Genomic DNA, 24014 nt, shown 5'->3' with positions numbered 1-24014 from the left:
GGATGCCGCCATAGCCCTGTGGCGGGACGGTGATCCATTGGGTGGTGTCTTGTCCGTACCGGTAGGGCGGGTTCAGCATCGCCCCGAGCAGCACCCGCCCGGCGGCGGTCCGTCCCAGAGCCGCCCGCCCGGAACCCCCGCGCCCGCCGGTCACGCGCCCGCCGGCGGCCCGGCCGGGGGCCCTCACGGCTGCCCGGCCGTGGGGACGGTCCCGCCCTGGGGCGGCACCCGGCCCGGTGCCGCCCGGACCGGCTCGGGCACCCCGAGCGGGATGTCCGGCACGGCCTGGATGGAGTCCTCGGAGTGCACCACCGGCTGCCAGTCGTGCCCGGCCAGCGCGTCGATCAGCGCCCGCACCATCACCGGGTCGAACTGGCTGCCCGAGCAGCGCTCCAGCTCCGTGACCGCCTCGCTGACCGGGCGTCCGCGCCGGTAGGAACGGGTGGAGGTCATCGAGTCGAAGGCGTCGGCGACCGAGATGATCCGGGCGAACTCGGGGATCTGCTCGCCGGCCAGCCCGCTCGGGTAGCCCCGGCCGTCCATCCGTTCGTGGTGGTGCAGGATGCCGGCGTGCGCCTCGCCGAGGAAGTCGATGCCGCGCACCAGCTCGTACCCGTACACCGGGTGGATCTCCACCGCCCGGCGCTCGGCCTCGGTCAGGGGACCGTTTCTGCGCAGCAGCTCGGTGGCCACCCCGAGCTTGCCGACGTCGTGCAGGATCCCGGCGAACCGCAGGGTGCGCAGCCGCTCGGCCTCCATGCCGAGCTGAGTGGCGATCAGCACCGACGCCAGGCCGACCCGTTCGCTGTGGCCCCGGGTGTAGGAGTCCTTGATCTCCACGGCCTGCACCAACGACTGCACGGTGGCCTGGTGGGCGTCCCGCTCGCGCTGGCCCTGGGCGAACACCCAGGCCGAGATCGACAACGGCAGCAGCGCGAGCAGCGCCGCGAACGCGCCGTACGGGCCCTGCCAGAGCACCGCGACCATCAGCCCGCCGGCCGCGTGCACCAGCACCGGCAGCCCGCACACCGAGTGCGCCCCGCGCAGCAGCACCCCGGGGCGGCGCCCCTCGCTGAGCATCAGCATGACGCCCACCACCACCCCGTTGACCAGGCAGAACACCGCGACGGCCGCGGCCGCGGGCAGCAGCGCGGCCGGGAAGCGGGAGCCCAGCAGCAGCTGCGGGCCGCTCAGCAGGTGGAAGGCGGTCGAGGAGGCGAAGGCGCACAGCGCGAGCTGGGAGCCGTTGAACAGCTGACGCGGGCGGCAGCCGCGCCCGTTCGGCCCGCCGAGCACCGCGGCCGGGGCGGCCACCAGGGCGGAGGCGGCCGGCGGGAGCATCAGCACCCCGGCGAACAGCACCGGGAAGAAGGCGTTCACCCCGGGCCGGGCGGGGGTGCGCTCGGGCAGCGCCGGCCGGCGCAGCAGCCGGCGCACCAGCACCAGGCAGGGTGTGGGCAGGCCCTGGGCCAGGGACTCCCAGCAGCCGTGCAGGAAGGCCAGCAGCCCGACCTTGGGCCAGTCCACCGGCGCGCCGAGCCAGTGCGGCACCCCGGGGGCGGCCGCGGCGGGCAGCAGCGGCACCAGGCAGCACAGCGCCGCCACCGGGACGGCCACCAGGTAGCGCGCCGCCCCTCGCGGCAGGGTCGATCCTCCACAGTCGGTAGCGATCTCGACCTCCCCGCCGTACGGACCCGGTATTGCCTCGACACGTCGGGCGGACCGACGGTGAGCGTCCGTCAGGAGAATAGGACGCCGTCCGGACATGGGGACGCATGATGGCGCAACGGCGCAGTTGGCGCACCGCCAACTCACTCGGACGAGTGACGGCGCACGCGAGCAGAACAGGAGCGGCCCCGGGAGCTCACGCTCCCGGGGCCGCTGCACTCCTTGCCCGAACCGTCCGAACCGTCCGAACCGCCCGCACCGGCGGGCCGACGGACTACCGCGCCCGCTGGTCGACCACCCGGCCGACCGCCGTACGGGCGTTCGCCCGACGGGCCGTCACTCCACCTGGGCGCCGGCCTCGACCGGCGCGCCGGGGCGCCCGGACTGCTCCGCCCCGGCCGGCCCGTCGATCTCGGGCGCGGGCCGGGCCGACTCGACGTGCAGCTCGACGGTGGTCTCCACCGCGACCACCACCGGCTCGCCCGAGCGCTGCCCGGCCCGGATCGAGTCGATCCTGGCCAGCACCTTGCTGCGCAGGTCGGTCGGGGTGTCGTCGCACCCGCAGGAACGCTTGATCAGTGCCTTGATCGCCTGCTCCAGCCCGTACTGCCGCAGGCAGGGCGAGCACTCCTCGAAGTGGACGCGCAACTTCGCGCAGTCGCCCTCGGGCATCTCGTTGTCGAGGAATTCATAGAGGTGGTCGAGGACCTCGCCACACTCGGTTTCGTGCGGATCGCCGCAGCTCATGAGCCCGAGCCCTTCGCTTCCTGCCCTGCCCCGCTGCCGGCCGGGACGAGCCCGCGCTCACGGGCGTAATCCTCCAGCATGCCGCGCAGCTGACGGCGGCCGCGGTGCAGCCGGGACATCACCGTACCGATGGGAGTACCCATGATGTCCGCGATCTCCTTGTACGCAAAGCCTTCCACGTCCGCGAGATAGACGGCGATCCGGAATTCCTCCGGGATGGCCTGGAGCGCGTCCTTCACGTCGCTGTCGGGGAGGTGGTCGAGCGCCTGGGTCTCGGCCGAGCGCAGACCGGTCGACATGTGCGACTCGGCCCTGGCCAGCTGCCAGTCCTCGATCTCCTCCGCCGCGGTGCGCTGGGGCTCCCGCTGCTTCTTGCGGTACGAGTTGATGAACGTGTTGGTGAGGATGCGGTACAGCCAGGCCTTGAGGTTCGTCCCCTCGCGGAACTGGTGGAAGGACGCGTACGCCTTGGCGAACGCCTCCTGGAGCAGGTCCTCCGCGTCGGCCGGGTTGCGCGTCATGCGCAGCGCCGCCGAGTACATCGGATCCAGGTAGCCCAGGGCGTCGCGCTCGAAGCGCTCCCGCCGGGCCTCCTCGCTCTCCTCCGCCGACACCCGGTAGGTGTCCTCACCGATCGCCTCGGCCAGCTCCTCACCGGTGAGCGCCTCGCCCTCGGGCATGGCGTCGCCCGGGCCACGGCCCGGATCGGCCTCGTGCTCGGTCCCGACGACCGGACCCACCTCCTCGGCATGACGGGCGCGGCCCACGGCGGGCCGTCCAGAAATGGAGGATATAGGGCTGACGGGCTTCTCGCCCGCGTCGAGCCACTCCGACCAGGAGGGGGCGAACGCCGCGGTGGCCTCGCGCTCCTCAGGCCGTTCGGGGCACGCGATCGAACCCATCTGCCCTGCCTCTCACCGGTGACTCGTGCTGACGGACAGGACAACCACCCGCTCCCCGCCCGCATTCCCGCCCAGGCGCACCATTCACTCGCACGAGTGATCGAGTGGAAACTCCCCGCTCACGGGCTCACACCAGACCCAGCACCCAGTCCCCCACCGAGGAGCAGATCAGGTCCAGCACCTCCTGCTGCCCCACCGGCGCCCGCTTGGGCACCTCGAAGCCGTGGCTGCCGTACGGCACCGCCACCAGCTCGTGCCCCGCCGGCAGCTCCGGGAACTCCGCCGGCCCGCCGAACGGGTCCGCCGCGCTCTGCACCACCAGCGTCGGCAGCCCCGACTCCAGCAGCTCCTCGGCCCGGCTCTTCTCCGGCTTGCCCGGCGGGTGCAGCGGGAACGCCAGCGCCACCACCCCGACCGCCCCGGTCCCCGCGCCCGTCCGGCAGGCCACCCGCGCCCCGGCGCTGCGGCCTCCCACCACCAGCGGCACCCCCGGCCCGGCCAGCCGCTCGGCCACCGGCCGCCAGCCGAGGTCCAGCGTCCTCGGCGCCGGGCCGAGCCTCTTCCCCGCCACCCGCCAGGGCTGCTCCACCAGCGCCACGGTGATCCCCCGGGCCGGCAGCGCCCCGGCCAGCGCCACCAGGTCCCGGGCCTCGATCCCGCCGCCCGCGCCGTGGCCGAGCGCCAGCACGGCCACCGGATCCGCGGCCCGGTGGTAGGTGATCCGGGCCTGGCCGGCCTCGGTGGGGACCAGTTCGGTGGTGCTCATCTCGGTGACTCCAGAAGGTCCGGCGGGGAGGGCCCGGAACGGGTCTCGGAACAGGGCGGTCTCGGAACAGGGCGACCGCCGAACAGGGCGGTCTCAGAACAGGGGCGATGTCAGAACAGGGTGGTCTCGACCTCGGTCCACGGCTCCTTGAGCTCCGGACCGTTGTTGCGGATGCTGCCGACCGCCGGCGACACCGGGGTGGCCAGCAGCGCGCCCGGCGGCGGGGGTATCAGCAGCCGGCGCAGGCCGTCCGGGTCGGTCAGCCGCGGGTCCAGCCACGCGTCCCAGTCCTCCCGGTCCAGGAACAGCGGCATCCGCTCGTGGATCGGCGCCAGCGACTCCTCGGCGTCCGTGGTGACGATCGTGAAGGTCACCAGCCAGGCCCGCGGGTGCCCCGGCGGCACCGTCCGGTCGCGCCAGAACTCGTACAGCCCGGCCAGCGCCAGCGGGGTGCCGTCCGCCCGGGAGACGAAGTACGGCTTCTTGCGCGCCTTGCCGCGCTCCCCCGGCACCGTCTGCCACTCGTAGTAGCCATCCACCGGAAGGACGCACCGGCGTGCGGCGAAGGCCTGCCGGTACGAGGGCTTCTCGTGCACCGTGTCCGACCGGGCGTTGATCATCTTCACCGCCGTCTCGGCGGAGTTCGACCACTGCGGCACCAGCCCCCAGCGCAGCACCCGCAGCTGCCGCACCGGCCGCGGCCGCTCCTCCCTGCTCAGCCGCTCCAGCACCACGAACGCGCTGTTGGTCGGCGCGACGTTCCAGTTCGGGTCCAGGGTCTCCTCGGGGTCCCAGTGCTCGACGCCGAACAGTTCGACGACGTCCTCGGGCTTGCTGCTGGCTGCGAACCGACCGCACATGCGGGCCAGCTTGCCATGCCGCCGCTCCTCGGCACCCGTTCCTCCACGGACCAGAACCGCCCGCTCCCTCCCGCCCGTCCCCGCATGGGAGGCTGCCCCGAACGGCCCAACGCGAGGCCCGGTGCGACGGACGGAGGCGGAGAGGAACCGATGAACACGAACGACCAGACCCTCGGCGAGCTGTGGAGCCAGGTGACCGGCACCCAGAGCGCCCCGCCCGGCTGGCTGGTCCTGGCCACCGGCGCCGCCGCCCTGCTCACCGTCCTGGCCCGCCCGCTGTGGCACGTCGCCCGCAACGCCGTGACCATCGCCCACGAGGGCGGCCACGGCCTGATCGCCCTGGTCACCGGCCGCAAGCTGGCCGGCATCCGGCTGCACTCGGACACCTCCGGACTGACCCTCTCCTACGGCCGCCCCACCGGCCCGGGCATGGTCCTCACCGCCGCCGCCGGCTACACCGCCCCGGCCCTGCTCGGCCTCGGCTGCGCCGCCCTGCTCGCCGCCGACCGGATCACCCTGCTGCTCTGGCTGGCGATCCTGCTGCTGCTCGCCCTGCTCCTGCGCATCCGCAACGCCTTCGGCTTCCTGACCGTGCTCGTCGCCGGCGGCGCCTTCTTCCTGGTCTCCTGGTTCGGCAGTGCCGAGGTCCAGGCCGGCTTCGCCTACCTCGGCTGCTGGTTCCTGCTCTTCGGCGCCGTCCGCCCCGTCCTGGAGCTCCAGCACCAGCGCCGGATCGGCTGGGCCCGCGACTCCGACGCCGACCAGCTCGCCCGGCTCACCCACGTCCCCGCCCTCGCCTGGGTCACCGTCTTCCTGCTGGTCGCCCTCGCTTGCCTCGCCCTCGGCGCGGCCTGGCTGCTCCAGCCCCTGCACTAGCCCGCCAGCGGCGCACCGCCGGGCCGCCACCGGCGCGTCCGGCCGACGCGGGGGGTCTCTTTGCGAGCCCTAGACTTGCCCCATGACCGAGACCCTGTGGCCCGCCCCCGTCGCGACCAGCCCCGTCGACGCCACCATCAGCATCCCCGGCTCCAAGTCGGTCACCAACCGGGCCCTGGTGCTGGCGGCGCTCGCCGACGGGCCGGGCTGGGTGCGGCGCCCGCTGCGCAGCCGCGACTCCCAGCTGATGGCCGACGGCCTGCGCGCCCTCGGGGTCACCATCGAGGAGAAGGTCAACAACGACTCCGGCGGCACCGGCGGCGGCGAGGCCTGGCGGGTCATCCCCGCCCCCGCGCTGTTCGGGCCCGCCTCGATCGACGTCGGCAACGCCGGCACCGTGATGCGCTTCCTGCCCCCGCTCGCCGTCCTCGCCGACGGCCCGGTGCACTTCGACGGCGACCCGCGCTGCTACGAGCGCCCCCAGCACGGCGTGATCGACGCCCTGCGCGCGCTCGGCGCCCGGATCGAGGACGGCGGCCGCGGCGCCTTCCCGCTCACCGTGCACGGCACCGGCTCGCTGGACGGCGGCCCGGTCGAGCTGGACGCCTCCTCCTCGTCCCAGTTCGTCTCCGCCCTGCTGCTCTCGGGCGCCCGCTACCACCACGGCATCGAGGTCCGCCACGTCGGCGGCCCGGTCCCGTCGCTGCCGCACATCCGGATGACGGTGGAGATGCTGCGCCTGGCCGGCGTCCAGGTCGACGCCCCCGAGGACGGCGGCGAGAAGGGCGTCTGGCGGGTCACCCCCGGCGCGCTGCTCGGACGCGACCTGGTCGTCGAGCCGGACCTCTCCAACGCGGCGCCGTTCTTCGCCGCCGCCCTGGTCACCGGCGGCCGGGTCACCGTGCGGGACTGGCCGAAGCACACCACCCAGCCCGGTGACCAGCTGCGCGAGATCTACACCCGGATGGGTGGCGCCTGCGAGTTCACCGACGAGGGCCTGCAGTTCACCGGCACCGGCCGGATCCACGGCATCGAGGCCGACCTGCACGACGTCGGCGAGCTCACCCCGGTGATCGCCGCCGTCGCGGCGCTCGCCGACTCCGAGTCGCACCTGTACGGCATCGCCCACCTGCGCCTGCACGAGACCGACCGGCTCGCCGCGCTCGCCAAGGAGATCAACGCTCTGGGCGGCGACGTCACCGAGACCGAGGACGGTCTGCTGATCCGCCCGCGCCCGCTGCACGGGGGCGTCTTCCACACCTACGAGGACCACCGCCTCGCCACCGCCGCCGCCGTGCTCGGCCTCGCCGTGCCGGGCGTGGAGGTCGAGAACGTGGCCACCACCGCCAAGACCCTGCCCGACTTCCCCGGGATGTGGTCCGAGCTGCTCGGCGAAGCAGCGGCGGACGTCTGAGCGGAGACTGAGCACATGCGCCGCTACGGCAAGGACGCCGACGAGGACGACATCCGCAACCGCCCCGCCCGCCGGGGCTCCCGGCCGCGGACCCGGATCCGGCCCAAGCACGAGGACGCCGCCGAGGCGATGGTGCTGACCGTCGACCGCGGCCGGATCACCTGTCTGATCGACCCGGGGACGAAGCAGGAGCGCGAGGTCGTCGCCATGAAGGCCCGTGAGCTGGGCCGCAAGGGCGTCGTCGTCGGCGACGTGGTCAACCTGGTCGGCGACCTCTCCGGGGACGCCGACACCCTGGCCCGGATCGTCCGGGTCGAGGAACGCGGCTCGGTGCTGCGGCGCACCGCGGACGACGACGACCCGTACGAGCGGATCGTGGTCGCCAACGCCGAGCAGCTGGCCATCGTCACCGCCCTGGCCGACCCGGAGCCGCGCCCCCGGCTGATCGACCGCTGCCTGGTGGCGGCCTACGACGCCGGCATGGAGCCGCTGCTGGTGCTCACCAAGTCCGACCTCGCTCCGGCGTCGACACTGCTGGACTCCTACGCCTCGCTGGGCATCACGTACGTGGTGACCCGCCGCGACGAGCTGGAGACCACCGGCGCCGAGGCCGTCCGCGAGCACCTGCGCGGGCTCTCCACGGTGTTCATCGGCCACTCCGGGGTCGGCAAGACCACCCTGGTCAACGCGCTCGTCCCGGACCGCCGGCGGCAGACCGGGCACGTCAACGCCGTCACCGGCCGCGGCCGGCACACCACCGTCTCGGCCCTGGCGCTGCGGCTGCCCCCGCCGCCCGGCGCGAAGCCGGGCTCGAAGAAGGCGCTGAACCCCGGCTGGGTGATCGACACCCCCGGCTTCCGTTCCTTCGGCCTCTCGCACATCGACCCGTCCCGGGTCATCCACGCCTTCCCCGACCTGGAGCCGGGCACCGTCGACTGCCCGCGCGCGTGCAGCCACGACGAGCCGGACTGCGCGCTGGACGCCTGGGTCGCCGACGGTCACGCCGAGGCCGCCCGGCTCTACTCGCTGCGCCGGCTGCTGGCCAGCAAGGAGGGCGAGGCCGACTGAGCCCCGCCGGTCCCGGCCGTTTCCGGGGTCCGGCGGCCCGTTCGAGGTGTCGGAGCGGGCCGACCTGGTGATCATAGGAAGGACGGGCCATCCGCGGTCCGACCGTCGATCGACAGGGAGGGCACGCGATGGCATGGGCCCTGGTGGTCCTGGCCGGCCTGCTGGAGACCGGCTTCGCGATCAACCTCAAGCTCAGCGAGGGTTTCACCAAGCTCTGGCCCACCATCAGCTTCTGCGTGTTCGCCCTCGGCAGCTTCGGCCTGCTCACCCTCTCCCTGAAGAGCCTGCCGGTCGGCCCCGCGTACGCGGTGTGGACGGGCATCGGCGCGGCCGGCACCGCGGTCTACGGCATGGTCTTCCTGGACGAGAGCAGTTCGGTGCTCAAGCTGGTCTCGATCTCGCTGGTGGTCGCCGGCGTCATCGGCCTCCAGCTCAGCGGCACGGCGCACTGAGGCCCCCGGCGCACCGGCCGGCCCGGCGCGCGCCCGCACGGCGCGCCCACCACGCGGGCCCGGCTGTGCCGATCGGGACGGGCTCGCTAGGGTTTCGGGCATGGCCGACTACCACGACGATCTCCGACTCGCCCATGTCCTCGCCGACTCGGCCGACTCGGTCACCCTGGAGCGCTTCCGCGCCCTCGACCTGAAGGTCGAGACCAAGCCCGACCTCACCCCGGTGAGCGACGCCGACAAGGCCGCCGAGGAGCTGGTGCGCAGCGTGCTCCAGCGCGCCCGCCCGCGCGACGCCGTCCTCGGCGAGGAGTTCGGCCTCCAGGGCTCGGGTCCGCGCCGCTGGGTGATCGACCCGATCGACGGCACCAAGAACTACATCCGCGGCGTGCCGGTCTGGGCCACCCTGATCGCCCTGCTGGAGGACGGCCCGGACGGCGTCGAGCGCCCGGTGGTCGGCATCGTCTCCGCCCCCGCGCTCCAGCGCCGCTGGTGGGCCGCCAAGGGCCTCGGCGCGTTCGGCGGCCGCAGCCTGGCCAAGGCCTCCCGGCTGCGCGTCTCGGGCGTCTCCCGGATCGAGGACGCGTCCTTCTCGTACTCCTCGCTCAGCGGCTGGGAGGAGCGCGGCCGGCTCGACCCGTTCCTGGACCTCACCCGGGCCTGCTGGCGCACCCGCGCCTACGGCGACTTCTGGTCCTACATGATGGTCGCCGAGGGCGCCGTCGACATCGCCGCCGAGCCCGAGCTGTCGCTGTGGGACATGGCGGCCAACTGCGTCATCGTGGAGGAGGCCGGCGGCCGCTTCACCGGTCTTGACGGCGTGCCCGGCCCCGGCGGCGCCGACGCCGTCGCCTCCAACGGCCTGCTGCACGAGGAGGCCCTGCGCCGGCTCTCCGTCTGACGCCCCCGCGCGGGTGCTCGGCCCGGGCCCGGGCCCGGAGCCGGCGTCCGTGTCCGGACGTGGTCGCGGCCCCCTGACCAGTGGGAGCAGGTCAGGGGGCCGCCGCCGTTCCCGGCCCGGTGCCGGGGTCCGTCGAGGACGCCCTACTGCTTGCGCAGCTCCCGGACCGCCGCGTCCAGCCGCTGCCCGAAGTCGGCGTCGGCCTTGCGGAAGTTGTCGACCGCCCGCTCCACGATGTCCTCGCGGTCGGCGGAGACCTTGGCGATGAAGCCCGCCAGGTTGCCGATCAGGCGCTGCTTCTCCTCCTCGGAGAACAGCCGGTACAGGTCGCCGGCCTGCACGAAGTCGTCGTCCTCGGCGTGCGAGGGCGCGACGTGGGTGCCGGTGAGGCCGTCGACGGCGGTCGCGGCCCACAGCGGACGGCCGGTCTGCACCGGGCCGCCGAAGCTGTTCGGCTCGTAGTTCTTCTGCCGGCCGTGGCGGCCGTCGTACAGGTGGCCGTCCCGGCTGTTGGTGCGGGCCTCGGTGGCGTGCGGGCGGTTCACCGGCAGGTGGTCGGCGTTGATGCCGACCCGGTAGCGGTGGGCGTCGGCGTACGCGAACAGGCGGCCCTGGAGCATCTTGTCCGGGGACGGGCCGATGCCGGGCACGAAGTGCGCCGGGGAGAACACCGACTGCTCGACCTCGGCGAAGACGTTGTCGGGGTTGCGGTTGAGCTCCAGCTTCCCGATCTCGATCGGCGGGTAGTCGGCGTGCGGCCAGACCTTGGTCAGGTCGAAGGGGTTGAAGCGGTAGTTCGCCGCGTCGGCCGCCGGCATGATCTGGACCTGCACCGTCCAGCTGGGGAACTCGCCGCGCTCGATCGACTGGCGCAGGTCGCGCTGGTGGCTGTCCGGGTCCTCGCCGGCGAGGGTGTTGGCCTCGGCCTGGGTGAGGTTGCGGATGCCCTGGTCGGTCTTGAAGTGGTACTTGACCCAGAAGTGCTCGCCGGCCTCGTTCTGCCACTGGTAGGTGTGCGAGCCGTAGCCGTTCATGTGCCGGTAGGAGGCCGGGATGCCGCGGTCGCCGAACAGCCAGGTCACCTGGTGGGTGGCCTCGGGCGACAGGCCCCAGAAGTCCCAGACGTTGTCCGCCTCCTGCGAGCCGGTGTACGGGTCCCGCTTCTGGGTGTGGATGAAGTCGGGGAACTTGATGGCGTCCTTGATGAAGAACACCGGGGTGTTGTTGCCGACGAGGTCGTAGTTGCCCTCCTCGGTGTAGAACTTCAGCGCGAAGCCGCGCGGGTCGCGCACCGCGTCGGCCGCGCCGAGGTTGCCCGCCACGGTGGAGAAGCGCAGGAAGACCTCGGTCTGCTTGCCGACCCCGGACAGGAACGCCGCCCGGGTCCAGGGCGTCACGTCGGCGGTCACGGTGAAGGTGCCGTACGCGCCGGCGCCTCGGGCGTGCACCACGCGCTCCGGGATCCGCTCGCGGTTGAAGTGCGCGAGCTTCTCGAACAGCAGCTGGTCCTGGATGAGCGCCGGGCCGCCGACGCCCGCCGTCTCGGTGTTCTGGTTGTCGGCGACGGGGGCACCCGCCTCCGTGGTCAGGGTCGGGCGCTGCTCGTCCTGGGTCGTCATGGGAGTGCCTCCGCGGTGTCCGGTCGTGATGACTCGATCCTAACTTGGACTTTGTCCAAGTCAACACTGGAACCAATCTCGGAGCGTGACCTACTCTGGATGGCATGAGCGACCTGCTGGAGAGACTGCGCGCGAGAGGCTGGCGGCTGACCTCGCAGCGCCGGGTCGTGGCCGAGGTCCTGGACGGGGAGCACGTCCACCTCACCGCGGACGAGGTGCACGCCCGGGCGACGGCCCGGCTGCCGGAGATCAGCCGCGCCACCGTCTACAACACGCTCGGCGAACTCGTCGCCCTCGGCGAGGTCATGGAGGTCGCCACCGACGGCCGCGCCAAGCGCTACGACCCCAACGCGCACCGCGCCCACCAGCACCTGATCTGCTCGGGCTGCGGCGCGATCCGCGACGTCCACCCGCAGGGCGACCCGCTCGCCGCCCTCCCCGCCGCCGAGCGCTTCGGATTCACGGTCACCGCCGCCGAGGTCACCTACCGCGGCCTGTGCCCGAACTGCCGCTCCTGACCGGCCGGTTCACCCGACCGACCGGTCAGCACAGCCGCGTGGGCCGGCGGGTCAGGCGCTCAACTCGGCGTTCAGCGCGCCCAGCAGCCGCCCGGCCCGCTCCGCCACCTCGGCCGGCCCGGAGTCGATCGCCCGACGGCACCAGTTCTCCGCCTGCATCGGCTCCCCGCGCCGCAGCGCGAGCAGCGCCAGCCGCAGCGCCGCCCGGCCGTGCCCCGCGTCGGCGGCCCGGGTGTACCAGAGCATCGCCTCCGCCTCGCTGTCCTGCCGGGCCAGCAGCAGCCCCAGGTTGAACGCGGCGCTGCGGCTGCCCGCCTCCGCGGCCCGCCGGTACCAGCTCTCGGCGATCTCCAGCGCCCCGCGCTCGGCCGCCCGCACACCCATCCGGACCTGCGCCCGGCGGTGCCCGGCGTCGGCGGCCAGCGCGTACCAGTGCTCGGCCTCGGCGTCCGCGTCCCCGCGCCGGTCCAGCAGCGAGGCCAGCCGGAACGCGCCCTCGGCCGAGCCGCCGGCCGCCGCCTGCCGGTAACGCTCCAGCGCCCCGGCCAGGTTGCCGCGCTGCTCCTGGACGACCGCGAGCTGCAGCGCCGCCTCGCCGTGCCCCTCGGCCGCGGCCCGCGCGTACCACTCCTGGGCCTGCTGCTGCTCGCCGCGCCCGGCGTGCAGCACGCCGAGGTTGAAGGCGCCGTCCACGCTGCCGGCCTCGGCCGCCTTGGAGAACCAGGGCTGGGCGCCGGACTCGTCGCCGCGCTGCAGCAGCACCACGGCCAGCGCGTTGCAGGCCTCCCGGTGCCCGGCGTACGCGGCCCGGCGGTACCACTGCTCGGCCTGCTGCTCGCGGCCGGTGCCGGCGCAGAGCAGGCCGAGGTTGAAGGCGCCGTTCTGGTCGCCCGCGTCCAGCGCGGCGCGGTACCAGCGCTCGGCCGCGGCGGCCTCGCCGCGGCCGGCGTGCAGCGCCCCCAGCGCGTTCGCGGCGTTGCCGTCCCCGGCCTCGGCGGCCTCCTGCCACCACTCGGCGGCGGCCGCCGGGTCCCCGGCGTCGCGCAGCAGGAAGCCCAGCGCGCAGGCCGCGCGGGACTCCCCGTTCTGCGCGGCCTGCCGGTACCAGCGGGCCGCCTCGTCCAGCAGCGACCGGTCGGTGCGGGCGCGCTCCTCCAGCAACACGCCCAGGCGCAGCGCGGCGCGGGCGTGGCTGCGGGCGGCGGCGGTGCGGTACCAGGTCTCGGCGGTCTCCTTGTCCCCGGCCGCCTCGCGCATCCGGGCCAGCCGGTAGGAGGCCTCCCGGTGCCCGGCGTCGGCGGAGACCTTGAACCAGCGCTCGGCGCGCACGTCGCGCCGGTGCTCCATCAGGTCTCCCAGGGCGTAGGCGCCCAGCGGGTGGCCGTGGTCGGCGGCGAAGTGCAGCCAGTACTCGGCGGCCTCCTCCTCGCCCTGGTCCCGCAGTTGCAGTCCGAGCGCGTGCGCGGCCGGGGCGCTGCCGGCCACGGCGGCCTGGCGCCACCACTGGGCGGCCTCGGCCCGGTGGCCCTGCTGGTGCAGCAGCACGCCGAGGTTGTTGGCGGCGGCGCGCACCCCGGCAGCCGCGGCGGCGCGCAGGTAGGGCTCGGCGTCCTCCAGTTCGCCCCGGCGCAGCAGCAGGGTGCCGAGTCGACTGGCGGCGTCCGGGTCCCCGCTGTCGGCGGCCTGCCGGTGGCGGGCCTCCAGCGCGGCGGACTCGCGGGCGGCGAGGGCGGTCTCGAAGCTGGTCGAGTCGAGGCCGGCCGGGTCGAGCGCGGCGCCGGCGCCCGGCTCCCCGTCGGCCTGGTCCCCGTACGCGCCTACGGCGGCGGCGAACTGACGGGTCGACACGTGGACCAGGCTGTCGGGCCCGTAGCCCGGGACCGGGGGGCGCTCGGACAGTCCGCTGGTGCGCTGGGCGGGCAGGGCTCCGGGGCGGCTGGCGGTGCTCTCCGCCCAGGCGTCGGTGTCCGCCTCGGCGGCCGCCGAGGACTTGGCGCCTGACTTGCCGATCAGCCTCATGCCGACTCCCGCTCCCCCAGAGTGTCGCGGCATCGTGCCCCGGCGTGCGGCCGGGGGGACTCCCAGGAGAGGCGCCGGACCCGACGGCCGGTCAGCGGCCGTGCACCGTCCCCCATGTGTCCCATCGTCGCATCACCCAGTACCCGCGTACACCTGCCCCGGCCGAATTCCGGCGGGGCCGACCCGAAGCCGACGAAATTGCTTCGGCGCTTTGTCGATTTCCCGACACTTCAACCTCACAAACCCCGCTGCCGTCCTCCTTGGCGACGGTCGATAGTACCGGAGCGGTTCCCGCCGCTTCCGGGACGAGAACGGCGACGAGGACGGCGCGGAAAACACCAGAGGCCCGGAGGAAGGATCCTCCGGGCCTCTGGCCTTTGTAGCGGGGACAGGATTTGAACCTGCGACCTCTGGGTTATGAGCCCAGCGAGCTACCGAGCTGCTCCACCCCGCGTCGGTGGTTGAACCATAGCACGGACGCGGGGTGGAACGGAAAACGGTTGCCGCAGCTCAGCGGGCCACGGCCGGGCCTACGGCTGCGGCGCGGGCGATCCGCCGCCGGTGGCCCCCGGGGCGGGAGTGCCGGTCGGGGCGGGCGCCGGGCTGCCGCCGCGCGCCGCGTCGATGGCCTTCAGCGCGTCGCCGAGCGCCTTCTCGGCGGTGCCGTAGGCCGTCCAGTCACCGTTCTTGAGCGCGGCCTGGCTGTCCCCGTACGCCTTCTGCGCGTCCGAGATCGCCTTCTGGAGCTCCGGCGAGATCGTCCCGCCCGGCGCCGGCGTGGTGGGCGTCGTCGGGGTGGTCGGGGTGGTCCCGTTGCCCGGCGTGGACGGCACGGTCGGAGTGGTCGACGGGGGCGCCCCGCCGAACACCTTCTTCAGCGCGGCCTCCAGGGTGTCCTCGAACGCCACGTTGTCGTCCCCGTACACCGCCAGGACCTTCTGCATCGTCGGGTACTTGGCGCCGCGACCGCGCACGTACACCGGCTCGATGTTGAGCAGTCCGCCGCCGACCGGCAGGGTCAGCAGGTTGCCGTACTCCAGCTCGGCGTCCCCGCCGCTCTTCAGCGCGAAGATCTGCGAGGCCACCTCCTGGCGGGAGTTGAACTTCGACTGCACCAGGCCGGGGCCGGGGGCGCCGCTCTCGCCGGTCATCTTCAGGATGCGGATCTTCCCGTAGTCGTCCCCCGGGTCCGCGTTGACGGCCATGAACGCCGCCAGGTTCGGCCGCCCGTTGGGCACGAAGGTGCTGGTCAGCGAGAAGCTCGCGGCGTTGGTGTCCGGCATCCGCACCGTCACGTAGTACGGCGGCTGGACCTGCTTGGTGTCGCTGGTCGGGTCCACCGGGGTCTGCCAGATGTCACTGCCGTTGAAGAAGGAGTTGGCGTCCGTGACGTGGTACTGGCCGAGCAGGTCGCGCTGCACCTTGAACATGTCCTGCGGGTAGCGCAGGTGCGGCAGCAGCGTCTGCGGGATGTCCGCCTTCGGCTCCACGCTGCCCGGGAAGGCCTTCATCCAGGTCTTCAGGACCGGGTCCTTGTCGTCCCACTGGTAGAGCTTCACCTCGCCGGTGTAGGCGTCCACCGTGGCCTTGACCGAGTTGCGGATGTAGTTGACCTGGTTGGCGGCGCTCAGCAGCTCACCGCGCTGGTTGGTCAGCGAGTCCTTGGTGGCGGCGCCCAGCGTCGTCTTCGAGGAGAACGGGAAGCCGTCCGAGGTGGTGTAGCCGTCCAGCACCCACAGCACTCGGCCGTCCTGCACCACCGGGTACGCGTCGGCGTCGATCGACAGCCACGGCGCGACCTTCTCCACCCGCTCCTTCGGCGTCCGGTTGTAGATGACCTTGGCGCCGTCGGTGATCGCCCCCGCGTAGAGGATCTGCGGCTCGGCGAAGCGCACCGCGTACGCGGCCCGGGTCAGCGGGTTGTCCAGCGAGACGCCACTGCCACCGGTGTAGGTGTACTCGGCGTTCTGGCCGGTCTTGGGATCGGTGTAGTCGATCTCCTTGTTGGCGCCGCCGACGATCGAGTACGTGGTGGTCTTCTCGCCGTAGTAGATCCGCTGCTGGTAGTCGCCCAGCGTGCCGGTGGCCGGCAGGCCCGACTCGGTGAACACCGGCTGGCCCTTGTCGTCGACCTGGTTGCCCTTGGCGACCACCGCGCCGTAGCCGTGGGTGTACTTGAAGTGGTCGTTGATCCAGTTGCGCTGAACGCCGTTGAGGTCCAGCTCGCGCAGGCCGATCACGCTGTCTTGCTTGTCCTGCCCGGAGCCGTAGCGGTCCACGTCCAGCGTGTTCGGGAAGGCGTAGTAGTTGCGCTGCTGCTCCAGCGACTGGAACGCCGGCGAGACGACGTTCGGGTCCAGCAGCCGGATGTCGGCGACGGTCTGCGCGTCCGGCTTGAGCGCCTCGGCGTTGGTGGTGCCCTGCGGGGTGTACTGGGTGGTCTGCGCGTCCGCGATCCCGTACGCCTGGCGGGTGGCGTCGATGTTCTTCTGGATGTACGGCGTCTCCTTGGCCTGCTCGTTCGGCTTGACCTGGAACTGCTGCACGATCGCCGGGTACAGCCCGCCGATCAGCACCGCCGACAGCACCATCAGCCCCAGGCCGATCAGGGCCGGGGCCCAGGTGCGGCGGATCGGGGTCAGGAAGAACAGCACCGCGCAGATGATCGCGACGAAGAACAGGATGGTCTTGGCCGGCAGGAACGCGTTGGCGTCCACGTAGCGCAGGCCCGTCCAGCCCGAGACGCCCTTGTACGAGCCGGTCTTCACCGCCAGCGCGTACCGGTCCAGCCAGTACGCGACGGCCTTCAGCAGCACGAAGACGCCCAGCAGCACCGCCAGGTGCCCCTGCGCGCCCACGCTCGCCCGGCGGCCCGGGCCCTGCAGCCGCAGCCCGCCGTACAGGTAGTGCACCAGCGCCGAGGTCAGCAGCGAGACGATCACCGCGCTGAACGCGAAGCCCAGCACGAACTCGTAGAACGGCAGGTCGAAGGCGTAGAACGAGACGTCCATGCCGAACTGCGAGTCCTTCTCACCGAAGGAGGTCGAGTTCGTCCACATCAGCCAGGTCCGCCACTGGCCGGAGGCCGCGGCGCCGGCCACCAGGCCGATCACCAGCGAGACGCCGATCAGCGCCCAGCGCTTGAACGGCGCCAGGCCCGAGCGGTACCGGTCCAGGCTCTGCTGCTCCACCGACATCGCCGACAGCGGCGGCCGCAGCCGGTGCGCCAGCCAGACGTTGAAGCCGACGATCACCGCCATCAGCAGGCCGAAGACCGCGAACAGGCCGATCTTCGTCCACAGCTGGGTGGTGAACACCGAGGAGAAGTGGACCGACCTGAACCACAGCCAGTCCGTCCAGAAACCCGCGAACATGACGAACAACAGGAAGAGCACCGCGAGCACGCCCAAGGTCAGCAGGGCCACCCGCGCTCGCCGGGAGGGCGGGCCTACCCTGCGCCGGAAACCCGGCCCTGAGCGTTCGGGCATCTGGAAGACCACGGTGGCACCTCGGCTGTGTCGTCTGAATGGAGTCGGTCGTCAGAGCAACTTAACCAGGCTTTGGCCGAGTTCCCACCGTTAGCAGACGGTTACGACGCCCGCCCGCCGCCGCCCGTCCCCGCCACCGCCGCTCCGGCCCTCCCGGCGCCCGCCGGCGGGCCCGCGGCGCCCCGCCCGGCGAGCGCGCCCCGCCCGGCGTGTGAGGATTGAGGCATGTCCGACGCGTCTGATCTGAACAACTCCCCCGACGACGTCTCCAAGCTCCCGGCCGCCACCCCGCTGACCCGGGCCGCGCTGGAGATCGACGAGTACGCCGCCACCCTCGGCTGGGACCTCCCGGCCCGGCTGTTCGCCCTGGTGGACAGCGCCGCCCTGCGCAAGGCCAACCCGAAGATCGCGAAGCAGCTCGGCCTCGCCGAGGGCGACGAGGCCGGCCTGACCCCGATCGAGCAGGACGAGCTGCCGGCCGGCATGGAGCTCGACAAGTTCCTCGGCACCATCGCCTGGCCCGACTCCGTGGCGGGCTGCGCCCTGGTCGTCGAGCGCATGATGCTGCCGCCGGGCGCCGAGCAGTCCCGCCCGCGCGGGGCCAGCGACGCCCAGCTCGCCGAGTGGGTGGCCAACCACCCCAAGCGCGAGGAGGTGCGGATCACCGCCGCGGTGCTGCGCGGCGGCAAGAAGGAGATCGCCCTGCGGCTGCGCTCCAAGGACGTCGCCCGCGAGGTGCTGACCGGTCCCGACCTGGTGCCCGGCCTGACCGACGCGCTGCTGGCGACCTTCGCCTGACGCCTTCCGCCAGCCGCCCGGTGGCCGCCGGGCGGCTTCCGGGTGCCTGCCTGCCGGGCCGCTTCCGAGTGCCTGCCGGGCGGCCGCGCGGCGGCCACTCGGGCGGCTGCCCGGCCGCTACCCGGCCGCGCAGGAGGGCAGCGCGGCGGCCTGCCCGGAGCGGACCTGCTCCAGCGACTTCAGCGCGCCGTCCAGCGTGTCCGTCTTGATCAGGGTCAGCCCGGACGGGACGTTCTTGGCCGCCTCGGCGCAGTTCGAGGACGGGGTGAAGAAGTACTCGGCCCCGGCGTCCCGGGCGGCGATCAGCTTCATCGAGATGCCGCCGATCGGGCCGACCTTGCCGTCGTCGTCGATGGTCCCGGTGCCGGCCACGAACTTGCCGCCGGTGAGGTCCCCGCCGGGCGTGAGCTTGTCGATGATGCCGAGCGAGAACATCAGACCGGCGCTCGGGCCGCCGACGTCCTGCAGGCCGATGTCGATCTGGAACGGGTAGGTGTGCCGGATCCCGGTGCCGATGCCGACCACCGCGAGCTCGGCCCGCTCGGCCGGGGCCTTCGGGTCGAGGTCCTTGGCCCGTACGGTCGGGACGGTGACGTCGGTCTTCCCGCCCGCCGCGGCGGCGCCGTTCGCGTCCTTGACCCGCGGCACGACGGTGAAGACCACCGACTCGCCCGGCTTGTGCCTGGTGACCGCCGCGACCACCTGGTCCGCCGAGTCGGCGGGCGCGCCGTCCACCGCCACGATCTGGTCACCCGCGTGCAGCCGACCCTCGGCCGGGGCTCCCGCGGTGACCGACTTCACGATCAGCTCGCTGCCCACCGGGATGCCCAGCTGCTTGAGCGCCGCGGTGCGGGCGCTGTCCTCGGAGGACGCGAACTCCTCGGCGTTCTGCTTCTTGGCCTCCGCGTCCGACTGCCCCTTGGGGTAGACGTTGTCGTGCGGCACCACCAGCACGTCGTCCCGCAGCCAGCCGACCACCGCGTTGACCAGGCTGGGCTCGTACTTGGCCCCGGTGACCTGGACGGTCGTCATGTTGAGGTGCCCGCTCGTCGGGTACGACTCGTGCCCGCTGATGCTGATCACCGGCTTGCCGCCCTGGTTGCCCAGCGTGTTGTACGTCGGCCCCGGGCTCATCTCCGTGTACGGAACCTTCATCAGCACCGAGACGCAGAGCAGCGCTATGAGCAGCAGGGTGGCAGCGAGCATCGTCGCGGAGCGGCGTGGCATGCCTCGACAGTACGGGACGGGCCTGAAGCGGCGCCCGCCGGGCTACCTGCCGGAGCCCTCACCGGGGGCGGCCGCGCCGGCGGTGGTGCGCTCCATCGCGGCCATGAAACGCCGGTGCTCGGCGAGTGAGGCCGGGTCCCCGGTGGCCCGCGGCGCCCGCTGGGCCCACACCGCCCAGAGGGCGGCGACCAGGACGGCGACAACCGGAATGATCAACCAGGCGAGCACACCCATACCAGCACTCCCAGCTCGTCGTGTCTATGAGCAGATTAACCACTCCGGCGGACAACGCGGCCGGCGCCGTCCGGGTTACGGGACGGCCGATCGGCTCACTTCCAGGGAGTATTCGGGGCGCCGTCGCGGGCCCGTTGGAGTGAGACCACGGCGCGCCTGACCCGTCGGACGCGCGAGGTGTGCCGCTCGGTTCCGCCGTGCCGGGGGCGACCTCCTCAGCAACCGCCCGCGCCGACCCACTCCTCCTCGCCGTCGGAGAAGACCTGGTGCTTCCAGATCGGCACCTCGTGCTTGAGGTCGTCGATCAGCCGGCGGGCGGCCGCGAAGGCCTCGCCGCGGTGGGCACAGGAGACGGCGACGATCACGGCCTTGTCGGTGATCTCCAGCCGGCCCACCCGGTGGACCGCGGCCAGCGCCCGGACCGGGAAGTCCGCGGCCACCTTCTCGGCGATCCGGCGCATCTCCTGCTCGGCGGTGGGGTGGCAGCTGTACTCCAGCGCGGAGACCGACTTGCCGCCGTCGTGGTCCCGGACCGTCCCGACGAAGACGGTGGTGCCGCCGGCCGCGTCGTCGCCGACCGCCTCGTACACCTCGTCCAGCGAGAGCGGGGTGTCGCGGATGGCGAGCAGACGGATGGGGTCGTGGTTCTCGGACATGGCCCCATGATTCCCCATCCGGGCCGGCGCCAGGCAGCGCTTTCCGCATCACGACGGCGGAATTTCGCATCGTGAGAACGTCGAGCAGGGTGCGCCGCCGGCCCGCTCAGAACCGCCCGCTCAGAACCGCCGCCGCTTGCGGGCCCGGCGCACCAGCGCCGCCGTGCCGACCAGCGCCACCGTCGCCCCGGCCGCCCCCAGGCTGGTCGCCGCCTCCTTGCCGCCCAGCCGGCGCCCGGCCACCGCGTGCTTGCCGGACACCTGCTCCAGCAGCTCGGCCAGCACCTGCTCGTTGGTGTGCGCCGGGCGCCAGCCCGCCTCGTGCAACCGGCTGCCGGACACCACCCACGGGTACATCGTGTAGGCGAGGTCCCCGGCCGGCGCCGGGGTCAGGCCCAGCCGGTGCAGCCGCGCCGCGGTGCCGAGCGCCAGCGAGGCCGGCAGCTCCATCCGCCGGATCCCGGACAGCCGCTCCACGTCCTCCTGCTCCAGCCAGCCGTCGCAGCCGACCGTCACCTCGCCCTCGACCAGGCCCAGCGCCGCGTACTCCAGCGCCGCCGCCAGGTCGTCCACGTGGCAGAACTGCCAGCACGGCCGGGATCCGGCCACCACCAGCAGCCGGGGCGCCTCGAAGTGCCGGGTCAGCACGGTGTCCACGCCGGGGCCCACCACCACGGCCGGGCGCAGCACCGTCACCTGGAGGCCCGGGTGGGCGCGCGGCGCCCGGCGGGCCAGCCGCTCGATCTCCAGCAGGTCCCCGACCAGCGAGGCCTCCTCGGTGGCCCGCAGCTCGGAGTCCTCGGCCAGCGGCACCTCGTTGTCGGCCAGCGCCCCGTAGACCATCGCCGAGGTGCACAGCACCACCCGGTGCACGCCGGCGGCCGCGGCCGCGGTCAGCACCGTCTGGGCGCCGCGCACGTTGTAGGCGCTGCGGGCCCGGGCGTCCGACTCCATGCCGAAGTCCATCGCCAGGTGCACCACCACGTCGACGCCGGCCAGCCGCTCGGCCACCGCGGGGTCGCGCACGTCGAGCACCCGCCACTGCACGCCGGGCACGTCGCCGCGCCGGTCGTCCACCGCGAGGACCTTCCGCACGTGCGGAGAGGCCACCAGCCGGGCGGCCACCCGCTCGCCCAGCACGCCCGCGGCGCCCGTGACGGCCACGGTCAGCGGTCGCCCGCCGTAGGCTGGAGGCGGCGACGCCGTGGTGTCCGACGCGTCCTCTCCTCCGGTCAGCCCAGAGCGAACGTCCGAGGGCGGGGAACTCACCGGCCATCCTCCACGGTTAGCTTTATGTGCGTACGGACGTGTGTCACGTACGTCCATCCTGCCCGAGGCTGAGGCCCGGCGGTGCACCCGGCGCGGGCCAGCCGTGCGGGAGCCGCTCCCGAGTCCCCCACTCCGCCGCCGCCCCGGGCGCAGACTTTCCCGCCACACCCGCATGACGGCCGACCGGATCGAGGACCCCGTGAGCGACCTTCCCTTCGGATTCGGCGTTCCGCCCGAGGAGCCCGAGGACGGCAAGGCCAAGCCCGACGACGCGCAGCAGAAGAAGGACCAGGAGCAGCCCGGCAGCGGCCCCCAGCCGTTCGGCTTCGGCGGCGGCAACCCCTTCGGGGCGATCTTCGGCATGCCCGGTGCCCCGGGCGGCCCCGGCGGCGCCGGCGCCGACAACCCCTTCGCCGCGATGTTCGGCGGCATGAACCCGGGCGACCTCGGCGCCGCCTTCCAGCAGCTCGGCCAGATGCTCTCGTTCGAGGGCGGCCCGGTGAACTGGGACCTCGCCACGAACATCGCCCGCCAGACCGTGGTCGCCGAGCCCGCCGAGGGCAAGAGCAAGGACCGCTCGGTCAGCGCGGCCGAGCGCTCCGCCGTCGTCGAGGCCATCCGCCTCGCCGACCTGTGGCTCGACGGCTCCACCGAGCTGCCCTCCGGCGCCGGTACCGCCGTCGCCTGGAGCCGCGCCGAGTGGATCGAGGCCACCCTCCCGGTCTGGAAGGACCTGGTGGACCCGGTCGCCGAACGGGTCGGCAACGCCATGGGCGGCGTGCTGCCCGAGGAGATGCAGGCCATGGCCGGCCCGCTGATGGGCGTGATGCGCTCGATGGGCGGCGCCATGTTCGGCACCCAGATCGGCCAGGCACTCGGCGCGCTCGCCGGCGAGGTGGTCGGCTCCGCCGACGTCGGCCTGCCGCTCGCCCCGGTCGGCAAGGCCGCGCTGCTGCCCCAGAACGTCGCCGAGTTCGGTGAGGGCCTGAGCGTGCCCGCCGACGAGGTCCGGCTCTACCTGGCCCTGCGCGAGGCCGCCCACCAGCGGCTCTTCGCCCACGTACCGTGGCTGCGGGCCCACCTGCTGGGCGCCGTCGAGGCCTACGCCCGCGGCATCAAGGTCGACACCTCCCGGATGGAGGAGCTGGTCGGCCAGCTCGACCCGAGCAACCCGGAAGCGCTCCAGGAGGCGCTGGCCGGCGGCCTGCTCCAGCCCGAGGACACCCCCGAGCAGAAGGCCGCGCTCGCCCGCCTGGAGACGGCGCTCGCGCTGGTCGAGGGCTGGGTCGACGCCGTCGTGCACGCCGCCGCCGAGCCGCACCTGCCGCAGGCCGGCGCGCTGCGCGAGACCGTCCGCCGCCGCCGCGCGGCCGGCGGGCCCGCCGAGCAGACCTTCGCCACCCTGGTCGGCCTGGAACTGCGCCCGCGCCGGCTGCGCGACGCCTCCCGGCTCTGGGCGCTGCTCGCCGACGCCCGCGGCATCGAGGGCCGCGACGCGCTCTGGCAGCACCCGGACATGCTGCCCACCGCCGCCGACCTGGACGACCCGGACGCCTTCGTCCACCGGGGCTCCGCCGACGACCTGGAGGGCGGCCTCGACTTCGACGCGATCGACAAGCTCCTCGGCGAGGCCGCGGCCGGCAAGCCCGACCTCACCAAGAAGGACGAGCAGCCGAAGGCCGACGAGGACGGCACCGACGGAAAGGGCGAGCCCACCGCATGACGGCCACCGAGACGCCCGCCGGGATACCGGCCACCACCCTGCACGCGGACGCCGTCCGCACGCTGAGCGGGTGGCGGCCCGCCGACGAGGACCAGGAGCGGCTGCGGCTCGACTACCTGGACCACCTCGCAGCGCAGCCCGAGGGCCTGTACCGGTCCTGCCTGCCCGCGCACATCACCGCGAGCGCGGCGGTCGTCGACCCGGCCGCCGGGCGGGTGCTGCTGACCCTGCACCCCAAGGTCGGCATGTGGCTCCAGATGGGCGGGCACTGCGAGCCCGGCGACCGCGACCTCGCCTCGGCCGCGCTGCGCGAGGCCGTCGAGGAGTCCGGCATCCCGGACCTGGTGCTGCTGGAGAGCGGCGGCACGCCGGTGCCGGCCAAGCTGGACCGCCACCTGGTGCGCTGCACCGGCAAGGACCGGCCGGAGAACACCCACCTGGACGTCCAGTACATCGCGCTGGCCCCGGCCGGCGCGCAGGCGCTGATCAGCGAGGAGTCGCTGGACCTGCGCTGGTTCGACTACGACCGGCTGCCGGAGCTCACCGACCACTCGGTACGCGACCTGGTGGCCCGGGCGCGGCGGCTGACCGGCTGAGGCGAGACATCGGAAGGGGGCGTGGACCTTGTCGGTCCGCGCCCCCTTCCGTCGTTCCCGGGGTCGAACCGGACCGGCCGGCCCCGGGCCCCGCCGCCGCCCCCCCCCCGCCCCCGGCTCGGGGCCCCACCCGCACGCCCGCGGCGCCCCCCCCCACCCCGCGGCGGCGCCCGCGGGGCGCACGCCCCAGCACCTCCCGCACGGTGCCGGTCACCC

At 73.6% G+C, this 24014-nt stretch carries 21 protein-coding genes and 1 tRNA gene; 9 read left to right on the top strand and 13 right to left on the bottom strand.

Going from position 1 to position 24014, the window contains the following annotated elements:
* Nucleotides 1–183 precede the first annotated feature (183 nt).
* The 5 genes from AB0E96_RS19655 to AB0E96_RS19635 all read right to left on the bottom strand — a co-directional run bounded on the left by AB0E96_RS19655 (nucleotide 184) and on the right by AB0E96_RS19635 (nucleotide 4943).
* Entirely contained in the window at nucleotides 184–1617 is a 1434-nt protein-coding gene (locus AB0E96_RS19655; protein WP_359825182.1) for an HD-GYP domain-containing protein, read from the bottom strand.
* 387 nt (nucleotides 1618–2004) lie between these two features.
* On the bottom strand, nucleotides 2005–2415 hold the full coding sequence (gene rsrA, locus AB0E96_RS19650) for a mycothiol system anti-sigma-R factor (protein ID WP_359825180.1): 411 nt from the start codon (nucleotides 2413–2415) through the stop codon (nucleotides 2005–2007).
* Nucleotides 2412–3095, bottom strand: a complete 684-nt coding sequence (locus tag AB0E96_RS19645) for a sigma-70 family RNA polymerase sigma factor (RefSeq protein ID WP_359825186.1) — start codon at nucleotides 3093–3095, stop codon at nucleotides 2412–2414. Before AB0E96_RS19645 ends, rsrA begins: the two co-directional genes overlap by 4 nt.
* Nucleotides 3096–3444: 349 nt before the next feature.
* The gene (locus AB0E96_RS19640; RefSeq protein ID WP_359825178.1) at nucleotides 3445–4083 is read right to left on the bottom strand and encodes an alpha/beta family hydrolase; all 639 of its coding nucleotides are present in this window, start codon (nucleotides 4081–4083) and stop codon (nucleotides 3445–3447) included.
* Nucleotides 4084–4193: 110 nt separating this feature from the next.
* Nucleotides 4194–4943 carry an SOS response-associated peptidase gene (locus tag AB0E96_RS19635; protein WP_359825176.1) on the bottom strand — a complete coding sequence of 250 codons (750 nt, stop codon included), beginning with the start codon at nucleotides 4941–4943 and terminating at the stop codon, nucleotides 4194–4196.
* A 150-nt stretch (nucleotides 4944–5093) separates the two neighbouring features.
* Here AB0E96_RS19635 and AB0E96_RS19630 point away from each other — a divergent pair, with 150 nt between their 5' ends.
* The 5 genes from AB0E96_RS19630 (at nucleotide 5094) to hisN (ending at nucleotide 9651) form a co-directional block, all read left to right on the top strand.
* Entirely contained in the window at nucleotides 5094–5819 is a 726-nt protein-coding gene (locus AB0E96_RS19630) for a M50 family metallopeptidase (protein WP_359825174.1), read from the top strand.
* Between the two features lie 82 nt (nucleotides 5820–5901).
* Nucleotides 5902–7233 carry a 3-phosphoshikimate 1-carboxyvinyltransferase gene (gene aroA, locus AB0E96_RS19625; protein ID WP_359825172.1) on the top strand — a complete coding sequence of 444 codons (1332 nt, stop codon included), beginning with the start codon at nucleotides 5902–5904 and terminating at the stop codon, nucleotides 7231–7233.
* Between the two features lie 15 nt (nucleotides 7234–7248).
* Nucleotides 7249–8301 (top strand): ribosome small subunit-dependent GTPase A, encoded by a 1053-nt coding sequence (gene rsgA, locus AB0E96_RS19620; protein WP_359825170.1) that lies wholly within the window; start codon nucleotides 7249–7251, stop codon nucleotides 8299–8301.
* Between the two features lie 128 nt (nucleotides 8302–8429).
* Complete coding sequence (locus AB0E96_RS19615; RefSeq protein ID WP_359825168.1) at nucleotides 8430–8753, top strand: multidrug efflux SMR transporter; 324 nt, start codon at nucleotides 8430–8432, stop codon at nucleotides 8751–8753.
* Nucleotides 8754–8853: 100 nt separating this feature from the next.
* Nucleotides 8854–9651, top strand: coding sequence for a histidinol-phosphatase (hisN, locus tag AB0E96_RS19610; protein WP_359825166.1), 798 nt, complete (start codon nucleotides 8854–8856; stop codon nucleotides 9649–9651).
* Between the two features lie 143 nt (nucleotides 9652–9794).
* Here the strand turns inward: hisN and AB0E96_RS19605 are convergent, their stop codons facing one another.
* Nucleotides 9795–11270 carry a catalase gene (locus AB0E96_RS19605; protein ID WP_359825165.1) on the bottom strand — a complete coding sequence of 492 codons (1476 nt, stop codon included), beginning with the start codon at nucleotides 11268–11270 and terminating at the stop codon, nucleotides 9795–9797.
* Nucleotides 11271–11374: 104 nt separating this feature from the next.
* Between AB0E96_RS19605 and AB0E96_RS19600 the strand changes: the two genes are divergently transcribed.
* Nucleotides 11375–11788, top strand: a complete 414-nt coding sequence (locus AB0E96_RS19600; protein WP_359825163.1) for a Fur family transcriptional regulator — start codon at nucleotides 11375–11377, stop codon at nucleotides 11786–11788.
* Between the two features lie 51 nt (nucleotides 11789–11839).
* Here AB0E96_RS19600 and AB0E96_RS19595 read toward each other — a convergent pair whose 3' ends face one another.
* The 3 genes from AB0E96_RS19595 to AB0E96_RS19585 form a co-directional block, all read right to left on the bottom strand.
* Complete coding sequence (locus AB0E96_RS19595; RefSeq protein WP_359825162.1) at nucleotides 11840–13807, bottom strand: tetratricopeptide repeat protein; 1968 nt, start codon at nucleotides 13805–13807, stop codon at nucleotides 11840–11842.
* 380 nt (nucleotides 13808–14187) lie between these two features.
* Nucleotides 14188–14261: transfer RNA gene (locus tag AB0E96_RS19590), tRNA-Met, on the bottom strand.
* Nucleotides 14262–14337: 76 nt separating this feature from the next.
* Nucleotides 14338–17295 carry a UPF0182 family protein gene (locus AB0E96_RS19585; RefSeq protein ID WP_359825184.1) on the bottom strand — a complete coding sequence of 986 codons (2958 nt, stop codon included), beginning with the start codon at nucleotides 17293–17295 and terminating at the stop codon, nucleotides 14338–14340.
* A 225-nt stretch (nucleotides 17296–17520) separates the two neighbouring features.
* Between AB0E96_RS19585 and AB0E96_RS19580 the strand changes: the two genes are divergently transcribed.
* Nucleotides 17521–18093, top strand: coding sequence for a PPA1309 family protein (locus AB0E96_RS19580; protein WP_359825160.1), 573 nt, complete (start codon nucleotides 17521–17523; stop codon nucleotides 18091–18093).
* A 117-nt stretch (nucleotides 18094–18210) separates the two neighbouring features.
* Here the strand turns inward: AB0E96_RS19580 and AB0E96_RS19575 are convergent, their stop codons facing one another.
* From AB0E96_RS19575 to AB0E96_RS19560, 4 genes are all read right to left on the bottom strand, one after another.
* On the bottom strand, nucleotides 18211–19320 hold the full coding sequence (locus AB0E96_RS19575; RefSeq protein ID WP_359825157.1) for a PDZ domain-containing protein: 1110 nt from the start codon (nucleotides 19318–19320) through the stop codon (nucleotides 18211–18213).
* A gap of 42 nt (nucleotides 19321–19362) precedes the next feature.
* Nucleotides 19363–19536, bottom strand: coding sequence for a hypothetical protein (locus AB0E96_RS19570; RefSeq protein WP_359825155.1), 174 nt, complete (start codon nucleotides 19534–19536; stop codon nucleotides 19363–19365).
* 233 nt (nucleotides 19537–19769) lie between these two features.
* Entirely contained in the window at nucleotides 19770–20210 is a 441-nt protein-coding gene (locus AB0E96_RS19565) for a molybdenum cofactor biosynthesis protein MoaE (RefSeq protein WP_359825152.1), read from the bottom strand.
* 120 nt (nucleotides 20211–20330) lie between these two features.
* The gene (locus AB0E96_RS19560; RefSeq protein WP_359825151.1) at nucleotides 20331–21479 is read right to left on the bottom strand and encodes an NAD-dependent epimerase/dehydratase family protein; all 1149 of its coding nucleotides are present in this window, start codon (nucleotides 21477–21479) and stop codon (nucleotides 20331–20333) included.
* A gap of 199 nt (nucleotides 21480–21678) precedes the next feature.
* Here AB0E96_RS19560 and AB0E96_RS19555 point away from each other — a divergent pair, with 199 nt between their 5' ends.
* Nucleotides 21679–23202 (top strand): zinc-dependent metalloprotease, encoded by a 1524-nt coding sequence (locus AB0E96_RS19555; RefSeq protein WP_359825149.1) that lies wholly within the window; start codon nucleotides 21679–21681, stop codon nucleotides 23200–23202.
* Complete coding sequence (locus AB0E96_RS19550; protein WP_359825146.1) at nucleotides 23199–23798, top strand: NUDIX hydrolase; 600 nt, start codon at nucleotides 23199–23201, stop codon at nucleotides 23796–23798. Before AB0E96_RS19555 ends, AB0E96_RS19550 begins: the two co-directional genes overlap by 4 nt.
* The last annotated feature ends 216 nt before the right edge of the window (nucleotides 23799–24014 follow it).

The organism is Kitasatospora sp. NPDC036755 (assembly GCF_040636595.1).
Lineage (GTDB): Bacteria > Actinomycetota > Actinomycetes > Streptomycetales > Streptomycetaceae > Kitasatospora.
The sequence above is the reverse complement of the archived record's forward strand: the minus strand, read 5'-3'. Positions and strand labels throughout refer to the sequence as shown.

Coding starts and splice junctions, on each gene's coding strand:
- AB0E96_RS19645 (WP_359825186.1), bottom strand. CDS start 3,095: ATGCCCGAGGGCGAGGCGCTCACCGGTGAGGAGCTGGCCGAGGCGATC.
- AB0E96_RS19630 (WP_359825174.1), top strand. CDS start 5,094: ATGAACACGAACGACCAGACCCTCGGCGAGCTGTGGAGCCAGGTGACC.
- AB0E96_RS19585 (WP_359825184.1), bottom strand. CDS start 17,295: ATGCCCGAACGCTCAGGGCCGGGTTTCCGGCGCAGGGTAGGCCCGCCC.
- AB0E96_RS19565 (WP_359825152.1), bottom strand. CDS start 20,210: ATGTCCGAGAACCACGACCCCATCCGTCTGCTCGCCATCCGCGACACC.
- rsrA (WP_359825180.1), bottom strand. CDS start 2,415: ATGAGCTGCGGCGATCCGCACGAAACCGAGTGTGGCGAGGTCCTCGAC.
- AB0E96_RS19635 (WP_359825176.1), bottom strand. CDS start 4,943: ATGTGCGGTCGGTTCGCAGCCAGCAGCAAGCCCGAGGACGTCGTCGAA.
- AB0E96_RS19600 (WP_359825163.1), top strand. CDS start 11,375: ATGAGCGACCTGCTGGAGAGACTGCGCGCGAGAGGCTGGCGGCTGACC.
- AB0E96_RS19580 (WP_359825160.1), top strand. CDS start 17,521: ATGTCCGACGCGTCTGATCTGAACAACTCCCCCGACGACGTCTCCAAG.
- AB0E96_RS19550 (WP_359825146.1), top strand. CDS start 23,199: ATGACGGCCACCGAGACGCCCGCCGGGATACCGGCCACCACCCTGCAC.
- AB0E96_RS19615 (WP_359825168.1), top strand. CDS start 8,430: ATGGCATGGGCCCTGGTGGTCCTGGCCGGCCTGCTGGAGACCGGCTTC.
- AB0E96_RS19595 (WP_359825162.1), bottom strand. CDS start 13,807: ATGAGGCTGATCGGCAAGTCAGGCGCCAAGTCCTCGGCGGCCGCCGAG.
- aroA (WP_359825172.1), top strand. CDS start 5,902: ATGACCGAGACCCTGTGGCCCGCCCCCGTCGCGACCAGCCCCGTCGAC.
- hisN (WP_359825166.1), top strand. CDS start 8,854: ATGGCCGACTACCACGACGATCTCCGACTCGCCCATGTCCTCGCCGAC.
- AB0E96_RS19575 (WP_359825157.1), bottom strand. CDS start 19,320: ATGCCACGCCGCTCCGCGACGATGCTCGCTGCCACCCTGCTGCTCATA.
- rsgA (WP_359825170.1), top strand. CDS start 7,249: ATGCGCCGCTACGGCAAGGACGCCGACGAGGACGACATCCGCAACCGC.
- AB0E96_RS19640 (WP_359825178.1), bottom strand. CDS start 4,083: ATGAGCACCACCGAACTGGTCCCCACCGAGGCCGGCCAGGCCCGGATC.
- AB0E96_RS19605 (WP_359825165.1), bottom strand. CDS start 11,270: ATGACGACCCAGGACGAGCAGCGCCCGACCCTGACCACGGAGGCGGGT.